The sequence below is a fragment of the Streptomyces sp. NPDC000345 genome, from assembly GCF_042898825.1.
Lineage (GTDB): Bacteria > Actinomycetota > Actinomycetes > Streptomycetales > Streptomycetaceae > Streptomyces.
In genome coordinates this window covers 570464-585830 of record NZ_JBIAZE010000005.1, presented here as the reverse complement: position 1 = coordinate 585830, position 15367 = coordinate 570464, and the positions used below count along the sequence as shown (strand labels likewise).

Annotated in this window: 9 protein-coding genes; all 9 read left to right on the top strand. The window is 72.3% G+C overall.

Translation table 11 applies throughout. From position 1 onward, the window contains the following. Positions 1-13: 13 nt before the first annotated feature. The 9 genes from mreD to ACFY30_RS15575 all read left to right on the top strand — a co-directional run bounded on the left by mreD (position 14) and on the right by ACFY30_RS15575 (position 15179). The gene (gene mreD, locus ACFY30_RS15615) at positions 14-685 is read left to right on the top strand and encodes a rod shape-determining protein MreD (RefSeq protein ID WP_390845716.1); all 672 of its coding nucleotides are present in this window, start codon (positions 14-16) and stop codon (positions 683-685) included. 73 nt (positions 686-758) lie between these two features. Beyond that, the gene (gene mrdA, locus ACFY30_RS15610; protein WP_390845715.1) at positions 759-3050 is read left to right on the top strand and encodes a penicillin-binding protein 2; all 2292 of its coding nucleotides are present in this window, start codon (positions 759-761) and stop codon (positions 3048-3050) included. Continuing rightward, positions 3047-4246, top strand: coding sequence for a rod shape-determining protein RodA (gene rodA / locus ACFY30_RS15605; protein ID WP_390845714.1), 1200 nt, complete (start codon positions 3047-3049; stop codon positions 4244-4246). The genes mrdA and rodA overlap by 4 nt, the downstream gene beginning before the upstream one ends. Positions 4247-4339: 93 nt before the next feature. Beyond that, positions 4340-5845, top strand: coding sequence for a CHAD domain-containing protein (locus tag ACFY30_RS15600; protein ID WP_390845713.1), 1506 nt, complete (start codon positions 4340-4342; stop codon positions 5843-5845). A gap of 116 nt (positions 5846-5961) precedes the next feature. After that, positions 5962-7902: a TIGR03960 family B12-binding radical SAM protein gene (locus tag ACFY30_RS15595; protein WP_390845712.1), complete on the top strand. Its 1941-nt coding sequence runs from the start codon at positions 5962-5964 to the stop codon at positions 7900-7902. A 275-nt stretch (positions 7903-8177) separates the two neighbouring features. Then, positions 8178-8588 carry a hypothetical protein gene (locus ACFY30_RS15590; protein ID WP_390845711.1) on the top strand — a complete coding sequence of 137 codons (411 nt, stop codon included), beginning with the start codon at positions 8178-8180 and terminating at the stop codon, positions 8586-8588. Between the two features lie 94 nt (positions 8589-8682). Then, complete coding sequence (locus ACFY30_RS15585; protein ID WP_390845710.1) at positions 8683-9762, top strand: hypothetical protein; 1080 nt, start codon at positions 8683-8685, stop codon at positions 9760-9762. 48 nt (positions 9763-9810) lie between these two features. After that, positions 9811-10575, top strand: coding sequence for a TIGR03936 family radical SAM-associated protein (locus ACFY30_RS15580; RefSeq protein WP_390845709.1), 765 nt, complete (start codon positions 9811-9813; stop codon positions 10573-10575). Between the two features lie 278 nt (positions 10576-10853). Next, a complete protein-coding gene (locus tag ACFY30_RS15575; RefSeq protein ID WP_390845708.1) occupies positions 10854-15179 on the top strand; it encodes an Rne/Rng family ribonuclease in 4326 nt (1441 codons plus the stop codon). Positions 15180-15367 lie beyond the last annotated feature (188 nt).

Here is a 15367-nt window from a genome sequence, read left to right as displayed (position 1 = left end):
AGCTGACACCCCCATGCGCGTCAACCGGATCCTGCTCTCCGTCCCGCTGGTCGTCGTCGCCCTGGTGATCCAGGTGAGCGTCCTCGCCCGCCTCCACCTCCCGGGTGCCGTACCCGACCTCCTGCTGCTCACCGTCCTCGGCCTCGCCCTGGTCTACGGCCATGTCGGCGGCGCCCTCATCGGCTTCGGCGCCGGACTCCTCGCCGACCTCGCGCCGCCCGCCGACCACGCCGCCGGGCGCTACGCCCTCGTGCTGTGTGTGATCGGCTACCTCGCCGGGCTCGTCAAGCCGGAGAACGGCCAGGTCAAGTCGGCCACCGGCCCGATGGTCGTGGTGGTCGCCGCGGCCGTCGGCTCCACCCTGCTGTACGCGGGTGTGGGCGCCCTCGTCGGCGACACCGCCGCCCGTCACGTGGGCCTGACCGGGCTGCTCTTCTCGGCCGCGCTGTACGACCTGCTGCTCGCCCCCTTCGTCGTCCCCGGGATCATGTTCCTGGCCCGGCGCGCCGAGAACGACCCGCTCGCCGAGACCGGTTCCGCGTCCACGACGCCGGACCTGTCCTCCGGCTGGCTGTCCTCCGGGACGGGCCTGCGGATCGGCGGCCGGCGCGGCGGCATGAAGCTGAGGGCGGCCAGGTCGCGGGCGACCCGGGCGGGCCGCATCAAGGGGGTCAAGCGGCTGTGAGAGCAGCGCCGTCGGGCCTCACAGGTCCTTCGTATATGACTCGTGCACAGATCCGAGAGGGGGAGGCAGCACAGTGACCAACATTCCCGAGACCGGCCGGACGCCACGGGTCCAGATCCGGCTCGTCGTGATCCAGATCCTGGTGCTCTCCCTCCTCGGCACCCTCGGCGGGCGCCTGTGGTACCTCCAGATCCGCGAGGGCGCGGAGTACGCCAAGGAGGCCTCCGGCAACCACGTCCAGCAGGTCGTCGAGCCCGCCGTGCGCGGCTCCATCCTGGACGCGCGCGGAGTGCCCCTCGCCGACAACGAGACACGGCTGGTGGTCTCCGCCTCCCGTACCGACCTGCTGAAGCAGGAGGACGACGGCAAGGCCGTCCTGACCAAGCTCGCGGGCGTCCTCGGCATGGACCCCACGGAGGTCCTGCAGAAGGTCCGCCTGTGCGACGCCAAGACGCCCCAGCCCTGCTGGAACGGCTCGCCGTACCAGCCGATCCCCATCACCGACGAGGCCACCGCCAAGCAGGCCCTGCAGATTCGTGAGCGCGCCGAGGACTTCCCCGGCATCACCGCCGAACCGGAGGCCGTGCGCCGCTACCCGAGCCCCGGCAAGGCCAACACCGCCCAGGTCCTCGGCTATCTCTCCCCGGTCACCGACGAGGAGATCACCAAGGCCCAGGACACCGACTCGCCCTATCTGCGCTCTGACATGGTCGGCCGCTCCGGCCTGGAGCGGCAGTACGACAAGGTGCTGCGCGGCAAGGCCGGCGTCACCCGCTACGAGGTCGACAACCTCGGCCGGGTCATCGGCCAGGCCGAGGCGGACGCGGCCGAGCCCGGCTCCCATCTCGTCACCAGCATCGACTCCCGCGTCCAGCGCGTCGCGGAGTACGAGCTGAACAACGCGATGAAGGTCGCCCGCCAGCAGTTCGACAAGATCACCGGCACCAACTACAAGGCCGACTCCGGCGCCGTCGTCGTGATGGAGGCCAAGACCGGCCGGATCGTCGCCATGGCCTCCGCCCCGACCTACGACCCGAACGTCTGGGTGGGCGGCATCTCCGCCAAGGACTACAGGAAGCTCACCGGGAAGAACTCCGACTACCCGCTGCTGAACAGGGCCATACAGGGTCAGGCCGCGCCCGGCTCGACGTTCAAGGTGGTCTCCACGGCCGCCGCGGTCGAGGCCGGCTACGACTTCGACGGCCGCTACCCGTGCACGAGTTCGTACTCGGTCGGCGGTCAGGTCTTCAACAACTTCGAGGGGGAGAGCTTCGGCCCCATCCCGCTCGGCCGCGCTCTCGAGGTCTCCTGCGACACCGTCTTCTACAGCCTCGCGCACAGCGAGTGGAAGAAGGACGGCGGCATCAACCCGAAGAAGGGCCAGCCCAAGGACTACTTCTTCAAGGCGGCCCACCAGTTCGGCCTCGGCAAGGAGACCGGTGTCGACCTGCCCAACGAGGTCACCGGCCGTGTCCCGGACCGCCAGTGGAAGGAGTCCTACTGGAAGGCCAACAAGGACGCCTGGTGCAAGTCCGGCAAGAAGAACGGCAGTTACGTCGAGAAGATCGCGTACGAGAACTGCCTCGAGGGCAACAAGATGCGCGCCGGTGACGAGATCAACTACTCCATCGGCCAGGGCGACACCCTCGTCACACCGATCCAGGAGGCCGTGATCTACGGCGCCCTCGCCAACGGCGGCACCATGTACCAGCCGACCATCGGCAAGGCGATCGTCAGCGCCGACGGCAAGAGCGTCGAGGAGATCAAGCCCACCAAGGCGGGCAAGCTGCCGATCGGCAAGACGACCCTGGCGGGCATGGACGACGCCCTCGCGGGCGTGGTCACCCGGGGTACGGCCGCGTGGAAGTTCGGCGGCTGGCCGCAGGACGAGATCGAACTGCACGCCAAGACCGGTACCGCCGAGGTCTACGGCAAGCAGACCACCTCCTGGCTGGCCACCTACAGCAAGGACTACACGGTCATCATGACGATCGCTCAGGCCGGTACCGGTTCGGGCGCCTCCGGTGAGGCCGTGCGCCACATCTACAACGCGCTGTACGGCGTCGCCGCGGACGGCTCGATCGACAAGAAGAACGCGCTGCTGCCCACCCCGCAGAAGGGCCTGCCGGCGATCCGGACGGACGGCACGATCAAGTCCCCGAAGGTCGCCGAGGACCCGGCCGACGACCAGCGCGTGAGCCAGCAGGGCACGCCGGAGCCGGACGAGTCGCAGCCGGCCGGTACCACGCAGCAGAACACCACCGACCAGAACACCCGCAGACGACGACGGCGGGCGGGCTGCGGGAGGACCGGCAGCCGCAGGCCCGGCAGCCGCAGGGCGAGCAGCCGGAGGTCGCTCACATGACCGGCGCCAACGGCTTCTCCGTCTCCGGATACGGGCCCCAGCGGGCCGGCTGGACCCGGGTCTTCGCCCGTGACTCGCTGGCCCGACGGCTGGACTGGCCGATACTGCTGGCGGCCGTCGCCCTCTCCCTGATCGGCTCGGTGCTGGTCTTCTCCGCGACCCGCAACCGCACCGAGATCAACCAGGGCGACCCGTACTACTTCCTGATCCGGCATCTGATGAACACCGGCATCGGGCTCGCCCTGATGATCGGCACCGTCTGGCTCGGCCACCGCACCCTGCGCAACGCGGTGCCGGTCCTCTACGGCCTCTCGCTCCTCGGCATCCTGCTGGTACTGACGCCGCTCGGCTCCACGGTCAACGGCGCGCACTCCTGGATCGTGCTCGGCGGCGGCTTCTCGCTCCAGCCCTCCGAGTTCGTGAAGATCACGATCATCCTGGGCATGGCCATGCTGCTCGCGGCACGGGTCGACGCGGGCGACAAGCCGTACCCGGACCACCGCACGGTCGTGCAGGCCCTCGGCCTCGCCGCCGTGCCGATGCTGATCGTGATGCTCATGCCCGACCTCGGGTCGGTCATGGTGATGGTCATGATCGTGCTGGGCGTGCTGCTGGCCTCCGGCGCCTCCAACCGCTGGGTCTTCGGGCTGCTCGGCGCGGGCGCGGCGGGCGCGCTCGCCGTCTGGCAGCTGCACATCCTGGACGACTACCAGATCGCCCGCTTCGCCGCCTTCGCCAACCCCAGCCTCGACCCGGCCGGCGTCGGCTACAACACCAACCAGGCCCGCATCGCGATCGGTTCGGGCGGGCTGACGGGCGCCGGCCTGTTCCAGGGCTCGCAGACCACCGGCCAGTTCGTCCCCGAGCAGCAGACGGACTTCGTCTTCACGGTCGCCGGCGAGGAGCTCGGCTTCGTCGGCGCGGGCCTGATCATCGTGCTGCTGGGCGTGGTCCTGTGGCGCGCCTGCCGCATCGCCCGCGAGACGACCGAGCTGTACGGCACGATCGTCGCCGCCGGGATCGTGGCGTGGTTCGCGTTCCAGTCGTTCGAGAACATCGGGATGACTCTCGGCATCATGCCGGTGACCGGGCTGCCGCTGCCGTTCGTGTCGTACGGCGGCACGTCGATGTTCGCGGTGTGGGTGGCGGTGGGGCTGCTGCAGTCCATTCGGGTGCAGCGGCCGATGTCCGCGTAGACGCGCGCACCTCCTCCGGTTTCCGTACGGTCGGTCCCTTCTCGGGCCCGGTGGGCACTGCCCTCCGGGCCCGAGTGCGACTAGATTCATTTCATGGCGGAGACGAAACGCGAGATCGAGCGCAAGTACGAATCCGATGACAGTGGGCTGCCCGACCTCACCGGGGTCGCCGGGGTCGCGGCCGTCCTCGACAAGGGCACAGCCGAACTGGACGCGGTCTACTGGGACACGTCCGACCTGCGCCTGGCCTCGGCCTCCATCACCCTGCGCCGCCGCACGGGCGGCTCCGACGCCGGATGGCATCTGAAACTCCCCGTCGGCCCGGGCGTCCGCGACGAGATCCGGGCCCCGCTCTCCGACACCGTCCCCGACGAACTCGCCGGGCTCGTCCGCTCCCGGGTGCGTGAAGGGCAGCTGGTGCCCGTGGTCCGGCTGCGTTCCGCCCGGGACGTCCGGGACCTGATGGACGCCGGGGGCCGGCTGCTGGCCGAGGCGAGCGTCGACACCGTACGGGCGGAGCGGCTGTTCGGCGGGGAGGGGAGCGCGCAGTGGAGCGAGATCGAGGTGGAACTGGCCGACGGCGGTGACCCGGTCCTCCTCGACAAGGTGGAGAAACGGCTGCGCAAGGCGGGCGTACGACCGTCGAAGTCCGCGTCGAAGCTGGCGCGCGCACTCGCCGAGACGAAGGGCGGGCAGCCGCGTCCCGGCGAGGGGGGACCCGCCGAGCCGGTCACCGCCGGGGACCACATCCTGGCGTATCTGCGCGCCCAGCGGGACGCGATCGTCGAACAGGACCCGGCGGTGCGCCAGGACGCCGAGGAGTCGGTGCACGACATGCGGGTCGCCACCCGCCGGCTGCGCAGCACGCTCCGCTCCTTCCGCACGGTCCTCGACCGGGAGGTCACCGACCCGATCGGCGCCGAGCTGAAGTGGCTGGCGGGGGAACTGGGCGTGGGCCGCGACCACGAGGTGCTGGCCGAACGGCTCGGCGCGGCCCTCGACGACCTGCCCGCCACACTGGTCTCCGGCCCGGTCCACGAGCGGCTGCGGACCTGGGCGAAGACCGGCGAGCGCGGCTCCCGGCGCCGGCTGCTCGGCGTCCTGGACTCCCCGCGCTACCTGGCGCTCCTCGACACCCTGGACGCGCTGGTCGCCGACCCGCCGCTGCGGAAGGCCGCCGCGAGGAAACCGCGGAAGGTGCTCGCCAAGGCCGTACGCAAGGACTTCGGGAAGGTGGCCGCGCTCGTCGAGGAGGCCATGGCGCAGCCGCCCGGCACCGACCGCGATCTCGCGCTGCACGAGGCCCGCAAGAAGGCCAAGCGGACGCGGTACGCGGCGGAGGCGGCCGGGCCGGCCCTCGGCAGCCCGGCGAAGGACCTGGTCAAGTCCATGAAGTCGCTCCAGAGCCTGCTCGGCGGCCACCAGGACAGCGTCATGGCCCGTACGACCCTGCGCGAGCTGTCCGCCGTGGCGCACGCGGCGGGGGAGAGCGCCTTCACGTACGGCGTGCTCTACGCCCGGGAGGAGCGGCGTGCCGAGCGGGTCGAGGAGGCGGTGCCGGCGGAGTGGAGGAAGACGTACGGCTCGATGAAGGTCTAGGCCGGGGCTCATGAACGTCCGGGCCGGGTTCGTGCGGGGCGGGGGAGCCGTCGGGGCGCGTTAGGCTTGATGGTCACCCCTGTCCTGTCAGCTCAGCTCACGAAGGTAACCCCGCGATGTCTGTCGAGTCGGTCTTCCCACAGCTCGAAGCCTTGCTCCCGCACGTGCAGAAGCCGATCCAGTACGTCGGAGGCGAGCTCAACTCCACGGTCAAGCCCTGGGAGTCCTGCGACGTCCGCTGGGCGCTCATGTACCCGGACGCGTACGAGGTCGGCCTGCCCAACCAGGGCGTCATGATCCTGTACGAGGTGCTGAACGAGCAGGAGGGCGTCCTCGCCGAGCGCACGTACAGCGTGTGGCCGGACCTGGAGGCGCTGATGCGGGAGCACGGCGTCCCGCAGTTCACGGTCGACAGCCACCGCCCGGTGAAGGCCTTCGACGTGTTCGGCCTGTCCTTCTCCACGGAGCTCGGCTACACGAACATGCTCGCGGCGCTGGACCTGGCCGGCATCCCGCTGGAGTCCAAGGACCGCACGCCCGACGACCCCATCGTCCTGGCCGGCGGCCACGCGGCCTTCAACCCCGAGCCGATCGCCGACTTCGTCGACGCGGCGATCATCGGTGACGGCGAGCAGGCCGTGCTCGACATGACGAAGATCATCCGTGAGTGGAAGGCGGAGGGCCGGCCCGGCGGCCGCGAGGAGGTCCTCCTCCGTCTCGCGAAGACCGGCGGGGTGTACATCCCGGCGTTCTACGACGTGGAGTACCTGCCGGACGGCCGTATCTCCCGCGTGGTCCCGAACCGCTCGGGCGTCCCGTGGCGCGTGTCCAAGCACACGGTCATGGACCTCGACGAGTGGCCCTACCCCAAGCAGCCCCTCGTCCCGCTGGCCGAGACGGTCCACGAGCGCATGTCGGTGGAGATCTTCCGCGGCTGCACCCGCGGCTGCCGCTTCTGCCAGGCCGGCATGATCACCCGCCCGGTGCGCGAGCGCTCCATCACGGGCATCGGCGACATGGTCGAGAAGGGCCTGAAGGCGACGGGCTTCGAGGAGGTGGGCCTGCTCTCGCTGTCGAGCGCCGACCACAGCGAGATCGGCGACATCGCCAAGGGACTCGCGGACCGCTACGAGGAGGACAAGATCGGCCTGTCCCTCCCCTCCACCCGCGTGGACGCGTTCAACGTCGACCTGGCGAACGAGCTGACGAGGAACGGCCGTCGCTCCGGCCTCACCTTCGCCCCCGAGGGCGGTTCCGAGCGCATGCGCAAGGTCATCAACAAGATGGTCTCGGAAGAGGACCTGATCCGCACCGTCGCGACGGCCTACGGCAACGGCTGGCGCCAGGTGAAGCTGTACTTCATGTGCGGCCTGCCGACGGAGACCGACGAGGACGTCCTGCAGATCGCCGATATGGCGATGAACGTCATCCAGAAGGGCCGCGAGGTCTCCCGCTCCAACGACATCCGCTGCACGGTGTCGATCGGCGGCTTCGTGCCCAAGCCGCACACCCCCTTCCAGTGGGCGCCGCAGCTCTCCGCCGAGGAGACGGACGCCCGCCTGGAGAAGCTCCGCGACAAGATCCGCGGCGACAAGAAGTACGGCCGCTCGATCGGCTTCCGCTACCACGACGGCAAGCCCGGCATCGTCGAGGGCCTGCTCTCCCGCGGCGACCGCCGCATCGGCGCCGTGATCCGCGCGGTCTACGAGGACGGCGGCCGCTTCGACGGCTGGCGCGAGCACTTCTCGTACGACCGCTGGATGCAGTCCGCCGACAAGGCCCTCGCCCCCTTCGGCGTCGACGTCGACTGGTACACGACCCGTGAGCGCACCTACGAGGAGGTCCTGCCCTGGGACCACCTGGACTCCGGTCTCGACAAGGACTGGCTCTGGGAGGACTGGCAGGACGCCCTCGACGAGACGGAGGTCGAGGACTGCCGCTGGACCCCGTGCTTCGACTGCGGCGTGTGTCCTGCAATGGACACGACCATCCAGATCGGCCCGACGGGCAAGAAGCTGCTCCCCCTGACGGTGAAGAACCCGGCCCCGACCGGCTGAGCCGGGGCATGACGCGGAGATGAGCGGCCCCTCAGGCGCATGTCGCCCGAGTGGCCGCTCCCGGTTCGCGAGGCCTGTCCCGGCTTCCTAGCGTGGTGATACGCGCCAAGGAGGAGGTGGGCACGCCCATGGGCGAACCGGCCGCAGGTGGTCCTCGATGGGAAAGCCCGAACAGCGGCCCTCCTCCTGGCCGGTGGACGTCTCCGCCCGGGACGCCGGGAAGGACCGGGCGGGGCCGCGGCTGTCTCTGGGGGTGCGCAGGCGCCCTGGCCGCGGTGCTCGTCATCGTCGTGGCCGTGCTGGTGATCGCCGGGGAGGACGGCGACGAGGCCACCACCCCGGCACCCGGCAGGACCACCTCCTCGCGGACGCCGCAGGCAAGGACGCAGGGACCCCGGGACGAGCGAGCGGACCTGATCAGCTTTCAGCTGGACGACCGTTCAGCAGCCGGTATCACCGACATCTGGGTCGTCTGGACGATCAAGAACAGCAGCAGCGAGAAGTCCGACTACTCGTGGGACTGGGAGGCGGTCGACGCCGACGGCACCCGGCTGGTGAACGGGACGGAACTGGAGACGGACGTCCTGGCCGGTCAGACGGCCCGGGGTGAGTCGCCCACGACGCTCAACAGCGCGACGGGCATCCACCTCAACATCACCAGCTTCAACCGCACGGTCAGCTACTGAATCCGCCGCCTGTCCGGGCTCGGCCCGAGTGGATGGTGTCGGCGGGTGGTCGGTTCTGTGCATCCAGGGGGCTGGGTTCGGCGTCTGTAGCTGTATGGACCTGCAGAAATCGCCCGCCGGACCTCCGCAGCCGGAAGGGTGTCTCGTCGTCGCGATCCGGTTGCCCGTGCGGATCGTGGTGCTGGTGGTCGTCGTGCCCGTGCGGATGGTCTGGGACGCGCTGGTCGTCGCCGGGCGGTTTCTGACGGACACGCTGCTGCGGCCGGTGGGGCGGGCGGTGCTGTGGCTGGGGCGGGTCGTGTTCGTCCTGCCGCTGGTGGGGCTGTGGCGGTACGTGCTGGTGCCGGCCGGCGGGGCGCTGGTCTGGCTCGGGCGGGTGCTGCTGGTCGTCCCGGCCGTCTTCCTCCACCGGCACGTCCTCACACCGGTGGGGCACGCCGTCCTGTGGCTGGCGCGGGGGGCGGGCGCCGGGCTCGCCTGGCTGTACGCGCGCGTGCTGACGCCCGCCGGGCACGCGGTCCTGTGGCTGGTGCGGTATCTGGCCGTCGTCCCCGCCCGCTGGGTGTACGCGTGGATCCTCGCGCCCGTCGGACGGGCGTTCGCCTGGGGCGTGCGAGGGGTGCTGCGGCTGCTCGGGTGGCTGGTCACGGGGCTCGGGGTGGCCGTGTACTGGACCGTCCGCGTGCTGCTGGTGCTGCCCGCGCTGGCGCTCTGGCGCTGGGTGCTCGCCCCTGTCGGCCGGTTCCTCGGGGTCCTCGCGCGGGAGGTCGGGGACGCGCTCGGGCACGCCTGGCGGATCGCGGGGCACCTCTCGCTCGCCGTCGGCCGCTTCCTCGCCGCCCTCTTCCGGTGGGTCTTCGTGGAGCCGGTGCGCTGGGTGTACCGGACCGTTCTCACCCCGGTCGGGCACGTCGTACGCGAGGTCGTCCTGCGGCCCGCCGCCGAGGCCGCGCGCGCCGTGGGCCGGGCGACCCGGCAGGCCCTGGCCTCCGCGCGCGAGACGGTCCGGCAGACGCGCGCCGACGTGCGGCGGATGCTGTTCGGAGAGCCCCGGGACCCGGCACGGGTGGGGCCCCGGGAGAGGGAAGCGGTGCTCCGGGGGGAACCGGGGCCGCTCGGCACACGTACTCTTGATAGCAGTACGACCCCTGTCACAAGACTCACGAAGGACTGAACGACACTGGGCAAGCGACAGCCCGAAGGCCCGCCGCCCGCACCCGCGGTGCAGCGCATCCGACTGCGCTACACCAAGCGCGGCCGCCTCCGGTTCACCAGCCACCGTGACTTCCAGCGCGCCTTCGAGCGTGCGTTGCGCCGTGCCGAGGTGCCGATGGCGTACTCGGCCGGGTTCACGCCGCACCCGAAGGTGTCGTACGCCAATGCCGCACCCACCGGCACGGGCAGTGAGGCGGAGTACCTGGAGATCGCGCTCACCGCGGCGCGGGAACCGGAGACGCTGCGAGTCCTGCTCGACGAGTCGCTGCCCACCGGGCTCGACATCGTCGACGCGGTCGAGGCCCGTACCCCGGGTCTCGCCGACCGGCTCACGGCCTCCGTGTGGGAACTGCGGCTCGACGGAGTCGACCCGGCCGACGCCGAACGCGCCGTCCGGGCCTTCGACGCCGCCGAGTCCGTCGAGGTCCAGCGCATGACCAAGAACGGCGTGCGCACCTTCGACGCCCGCCCGGCGGTCGTACACCTCGAAACACTGAGTGAAACGGCTGATAGGCCGACCGACCAGCCCTGTGCGATACTGCGGCTGGTTGTTCGGCACGTGACGCCTGCCGTACGACCCGACGACGTCCTGTCCGGTCTCCGCGCCGTGGCCGACCTGGCGCCGCCGGTCCCCGCAGCGGTGACCAGGCTGGCGCAGGGGCTGCTCGATGAAGAGACCGGCGCGGTGACCGACCCGCTCGCGCCCGACCGCGAGGCAGCCGAGGCCTTCACAACGGCCGATGCGACTGCCGCCGCGAAGGCGCCGGCGTAAGGAAGGTTCCGCACAGGGACGGACGTCGTAGCGCCGCCCTCGTACTCGGGAGCCACCTGGGTCGGGCAGCGCACCGACACAGAAGACTTTCGCCAGGCCGTACGCAACAGGGCTACGGAACCGGCGAGACAGGACACAGAGAGCTCCCGTGCGGCGGCCGCGCCCCGGACGGCGGCAGCGCGCAGGCGCGCGAGCCGCGGACGTCAACGGTGACCGATCCACCGTGATCGGCGCCGGACCAGCGCGGCGCCCGGGAGCCTGACGGGAGACCCACCCGCATGCTCGAGCCGACCGAACCCACCCAGGGTTCCGAAGAACAGAACAACACCCCCAGCGACACCCTGCCGCCGCGACGCCGGCGCCGTGCCGCTTCCCGCCCGGCCGGTCCGCCGTCCGGCGCCGCCGAGGCCCCGGCCGAGATCACCGCGCCGGCCATACCGGCCGTGGAGACCGCCGAACAGCTGGCGGAGGAGACCGTCGAGGGCGTCCGGACCGACGAGGACGTGAAGGCCGACGAGGCCGCCGCTGCGGCCCTGGCCGAGGCCGAGGAGGCCCGGGTGACCGAGAAGACCGCGGAGGAGGGCGAGGAGACGGAGAAGGCCGAGGAGGCCGCCGTCGCCGAAGCCGCTCCCGCGCCGCGTACGCGTCGCCGTGCGACCCGCCGGGCGTCCGCGCCCGCCGGGGCTCCGGCGCCGGCCGAGGCCGCCGAGACCGTCGTCCCCGCCACCGCCCCCGCCGAGACCGCGGAGGCCGTGGTGGCCGTGGCCGTCGCGGAGGCGGCCGTCGAGGAGAGCGCGCCCGCCGCCGAGGACGCCGCGCCGCGCCGTACCCGCCGTCGGGCCACCCGCCGGGTGTCCGCGCCGGCCGAGGCCGCAGAGACCGTCGTCGCCGAGGCCCCGGCCGACGAGGCCGCCGCGCAGGCGCCCGCCGCGGAGTCCGGCACGCAGCCGGCCGAGGAGTCCGCCGCCGAGGCCGCTTCCGCGCCGCGTACGCGTCGCCGTGCCACCCGCCGGGTGTCCGCGCCCGCCGCTGAGCCGGCCGCGCAGACCGAGACCGCGGTGAGCACCGAGGCCGCGGTGAGCACCGAGGCCGCGGTGAGCGCGGAGGCCGGGACGGCTGACGAGGCCGAGCCGGCCGCCGCTGTCGCCGAGTCCGCCGAGGCGCCCGCCGAGGCCGCTTCCGCGCCGCGTACGCGTCGCCGTGCCACCCGCCGGGTGTCCGCGCCCGTCGAGGCCGGTGCCGAGGGCGAGCCGCAGGTTCCCGCCGAGCCCGCCGTCGAGGCGAAGGCCCCCGAGGCCGCCGAGCCCGCCGCTCAGGCCCCCGCTGCCCAGCCCGCCGTCGCCCAGGCCCCCTCCGACGAGGAGACCGGTTCCCGGCGGGCCCGCCGCCGTGTCGTCCGGCGTGCCGCCGTCGGTTTCTCCGAGCCGGAGCCCGTGAAGGGGAACGGCGAGGAGGAGGCGCCGCGCAGGCCCGCGCGTCCCGCGGTCGCCGTGTTCCAGGCGCCGGTCTTCACCGAGCCGCAGTTCCAGACGCCGCAGCGCGCCGCCGCCGAGGCCGCCGCCGCCGTGGCCGAGGAGCCCGCCGAGCCCGTCGAGGCCGACGAGACCGACGAGACCGAGGAGCTCGCGGTGGAGGAGCCGGCCGGTCCGCGCCGTCGCCGTCGCCGCCGGGGCGCCGCCTTCGCCGAGGAGACCGAGGCCGCCGTGCGGCCCGAGCGGCCGAGCGCCGCGCCCGTCGCCGAGGACGAGACCGAGCCGGAGGAGGCCGACGAGGACGCCGTCGACGGCGACGAGGAGAGCGAGGACACCGGGTCGCGTCGCCGCCGTCGCCGTGGCGGGCGTCGTCGCCGCCGCGGTGACTCCGCCGACGGCGAGGCCGAGGGCGGGGAGTCCGACTCCGACGACCTCGCCGCCGAGCAGGCCGAACAGGCCGCGCAGGACGCCGAGGACACCGCCGAGCAGGAGGAAGAGGACGCCGAGGAGGAGGCCGGGGGTTCCACCGCCGGCAGCCGTCGCCGCCGTCGCCGTCGCCGCCGCGCCGGGGACACCTCCACCGAGGCCGAGCCGGGCGAGGGCGACCCGGAGCGTACGGTCGTCAAGGTCCGCGAGCCCCGCAAGCCCGCCGAGCCGTCCGACGAGGTGCAGTCCATCAAGGGCTCCACGCGTCTGGAGGCCAAGAAGCAGCGCCGCCGCGAAGGCCGTGAGCAGGGCCGCCGGCGCGTCCCGATCATCACCGAGGCCGAGTTCCTGGCCCGCCGCGAGGCCGTCGAGCGGGTGATGGTCGTCCGCCAGAGCGGTGAGCGCACGCAGATCGGCGTCCTGGAGGACGGCGTGCTCGTCGAGCACTACGTCAACAAGGAGCAGTCGACCTCGTACGTCGGCAACGTGTACCTGGGCAAGGTGCAGAACGTGCTGCCCTCGATGGAGGCCGCCTTCATCGACATCGGCAAGGGGCGCAACGCCGTCCTGTACGCCGGTGAGGTCAACTTCGAGGCGCTCGGCATGGCCAACGGGCCGCGACGCATCGAGTCCGCCCTGAAGTCCGGCCAGTCGGTCCTCGTCCAGGTGACCAAGGACCCGATCGGTCACAAGGGCGCCCGTCTGACCAGCCAGGTCTCCCTCCCGGGCCGCTACCTCGTGTACGTGCCCGAGGGCTCGATGACCGGCATCAGCCGCAAGCTGCCCGACACCGAGCGGGCGCGGCTGAAGACGATCCTCAAGAAGATCGTCCCCGAGGACGCGGGCGTCATCGTGCGCACCGCCGCCGAGGGCGCGAGCGAGGACGAGCTGCGCCGTGACGTCGAGCGGCTGCAGGCGCAGTGGGAGGAGATCCAGAAGAAGGCCAAGAACGGCAACGCGCCGACGCTGCTGTACGGCGAGCCGGACATGACCGTCCGGGTCGTGCGCGACATCTTCAACGAGGACTTCTCCAAGGTCGTCGTCAGCGGTGACGAGGCCTGGTCGACCATCCACGGGTACGTCTCGCACGTCGCGCCCGACCTGGCCGAGCGGCTGTCGAAGTGGACCTCCGAGGTCGACGTCTTCGCCACGTACCGCATCGACGAGCAGCTCGCCAAGGCGCTGGACCGCAAGGTCTGGCTGCCCAGCGGCGGTTCGCTGGTGATCGACCGGACCGAGGCGATGGTCGTCGTCGACGTCAACACCGGCAAGTTCACCGGTCAGGGCGGCAACCTCGAGGAGACGGTCACCAGGAACAACCTGGAGGCGGCCGAGGAGATCGTGCGCCAGCTGCGGCTGCGCGACCTCGGCGGCATCATCGTGATCGACTTCATCGACATGGTGCTGGAGTCCAACCGGGACCTGGTGCTGCGCCGCCTGCTGGAGTGCCTGGGCCGCGACCGTACGAAGCACCAGGTGGCGGAGGTGACCTCGCTGGGCCTGGTGCAGATGACCCGCAAGCGGGTCGGGCAGGGCCTGCTGGAGTCGTTCTCCGAGACCTGCGTGCACTGCAACGGGCGCGGTGTCATCGTCCACATGGAGCAGCCGACGTCCGTCGGAGGCGGCGGCAAGCGCAAGAAGCGCGGCCGTGGCGGCGACGCCCATGAGCACGAGGCCGTCGAGGCCGCCGAGCCGCTGGTGAGCGTCGAGGAGGAGGCCGAGACCGAGGCCGAGGTCGCCGCCGAGGCGGCCGAGCCGGTCGCGCTCACGGCGCCCGACTTCGCGCCGGACGAGGAGCTGTACAGCAGCATCGCCGAGGCGGAGGCCGCGGCCGGCCGCGGGCGTGGTCGTCGCCGGGCGAGCCGTCGGGCGTCCGCTCCGGCCGGTGCGCCGAGGGGTGCCGCGCGCAGGGCGGGCGGTTCCGAGGCGCTCGTCGCGGCGGAACCCGCCGAGGCGTCCACGGAGGCGTTCGCCGAGGCGTTCGCCGAGGTGCCCACCGCGCAGGAGGTGACCGCCGAGGCGGAGGCCGGGCGTCCGGTGCAGCCGGCCGAGGCCGTCACCGCGCACGCCGAGCCGGTCGCGGTGGAGGACCCGGTCGTCGAGGCCCCGGCCCCCGCCGAGGACGAGACCGCGCCCAAGGGCCGTACCCGTCGTCGCGCCACCCGCAAGGTGTCCGCCCCGGCCGGTTCGCCCGCCGGTGCGGAGGCCGCCGCGGTGACGGTCGTCGAGCCGGCCGCCGCCGAGGCCCCGGTCGCTCCGGTGGAGCCGGCCGGGACCGAGTCCGCCGCCGAGCCGGTCTCCGAGCCGGTCGTCGAGCCCGCCGCCGAGACCGCGGCCCCGGCCCGCCCGCGGCGCCGTGCCGTGCGCAAGGCCACCGCGCCGACCGCGCCCGAGGAGACGGCCGTCGTGGTCGTCCCGTCGGCACCGGCGGAGGGCACGGAGGCGGAGGCCGCGGAGGCGGCTGCCGCCGAGGTGTCCGCCGAGGAGCCGGAGGCCGCTCCGGCCAAGAAGACGGCCGCCCGCAAGACGGCCAAGAAGGCCACGGCGAAGAAGGCCGCCACCAAGAAGACGGCGACGGCCAAGAAGACGGCCGCGAAGAAGACCGCCGCCAAGAAGACGACGGCCAAGAAGGCCGCGAAGTCGACCGCGGCGAAGAAGACGGCGGCCGCGCCGCAGAGCGCCGTCTCGGCCTCCGCGGAGGACTGATCCCCGCTTCGGCGGAGAGCGAGGCGCGGGCGTCCGGAGCGATCCGGGCGCCCGCGCCTTCGTCCTGCCCGGCGTGGCGTCCTTCACCTCGCGTCGCACTGTGATTACCGGAGAGTTACGCTGTGTCTTGCTTGTGATGGAGGGCACCCAGGGCGGTGGTTTCTCTGTGGTAACGCTGAAGAAAATTG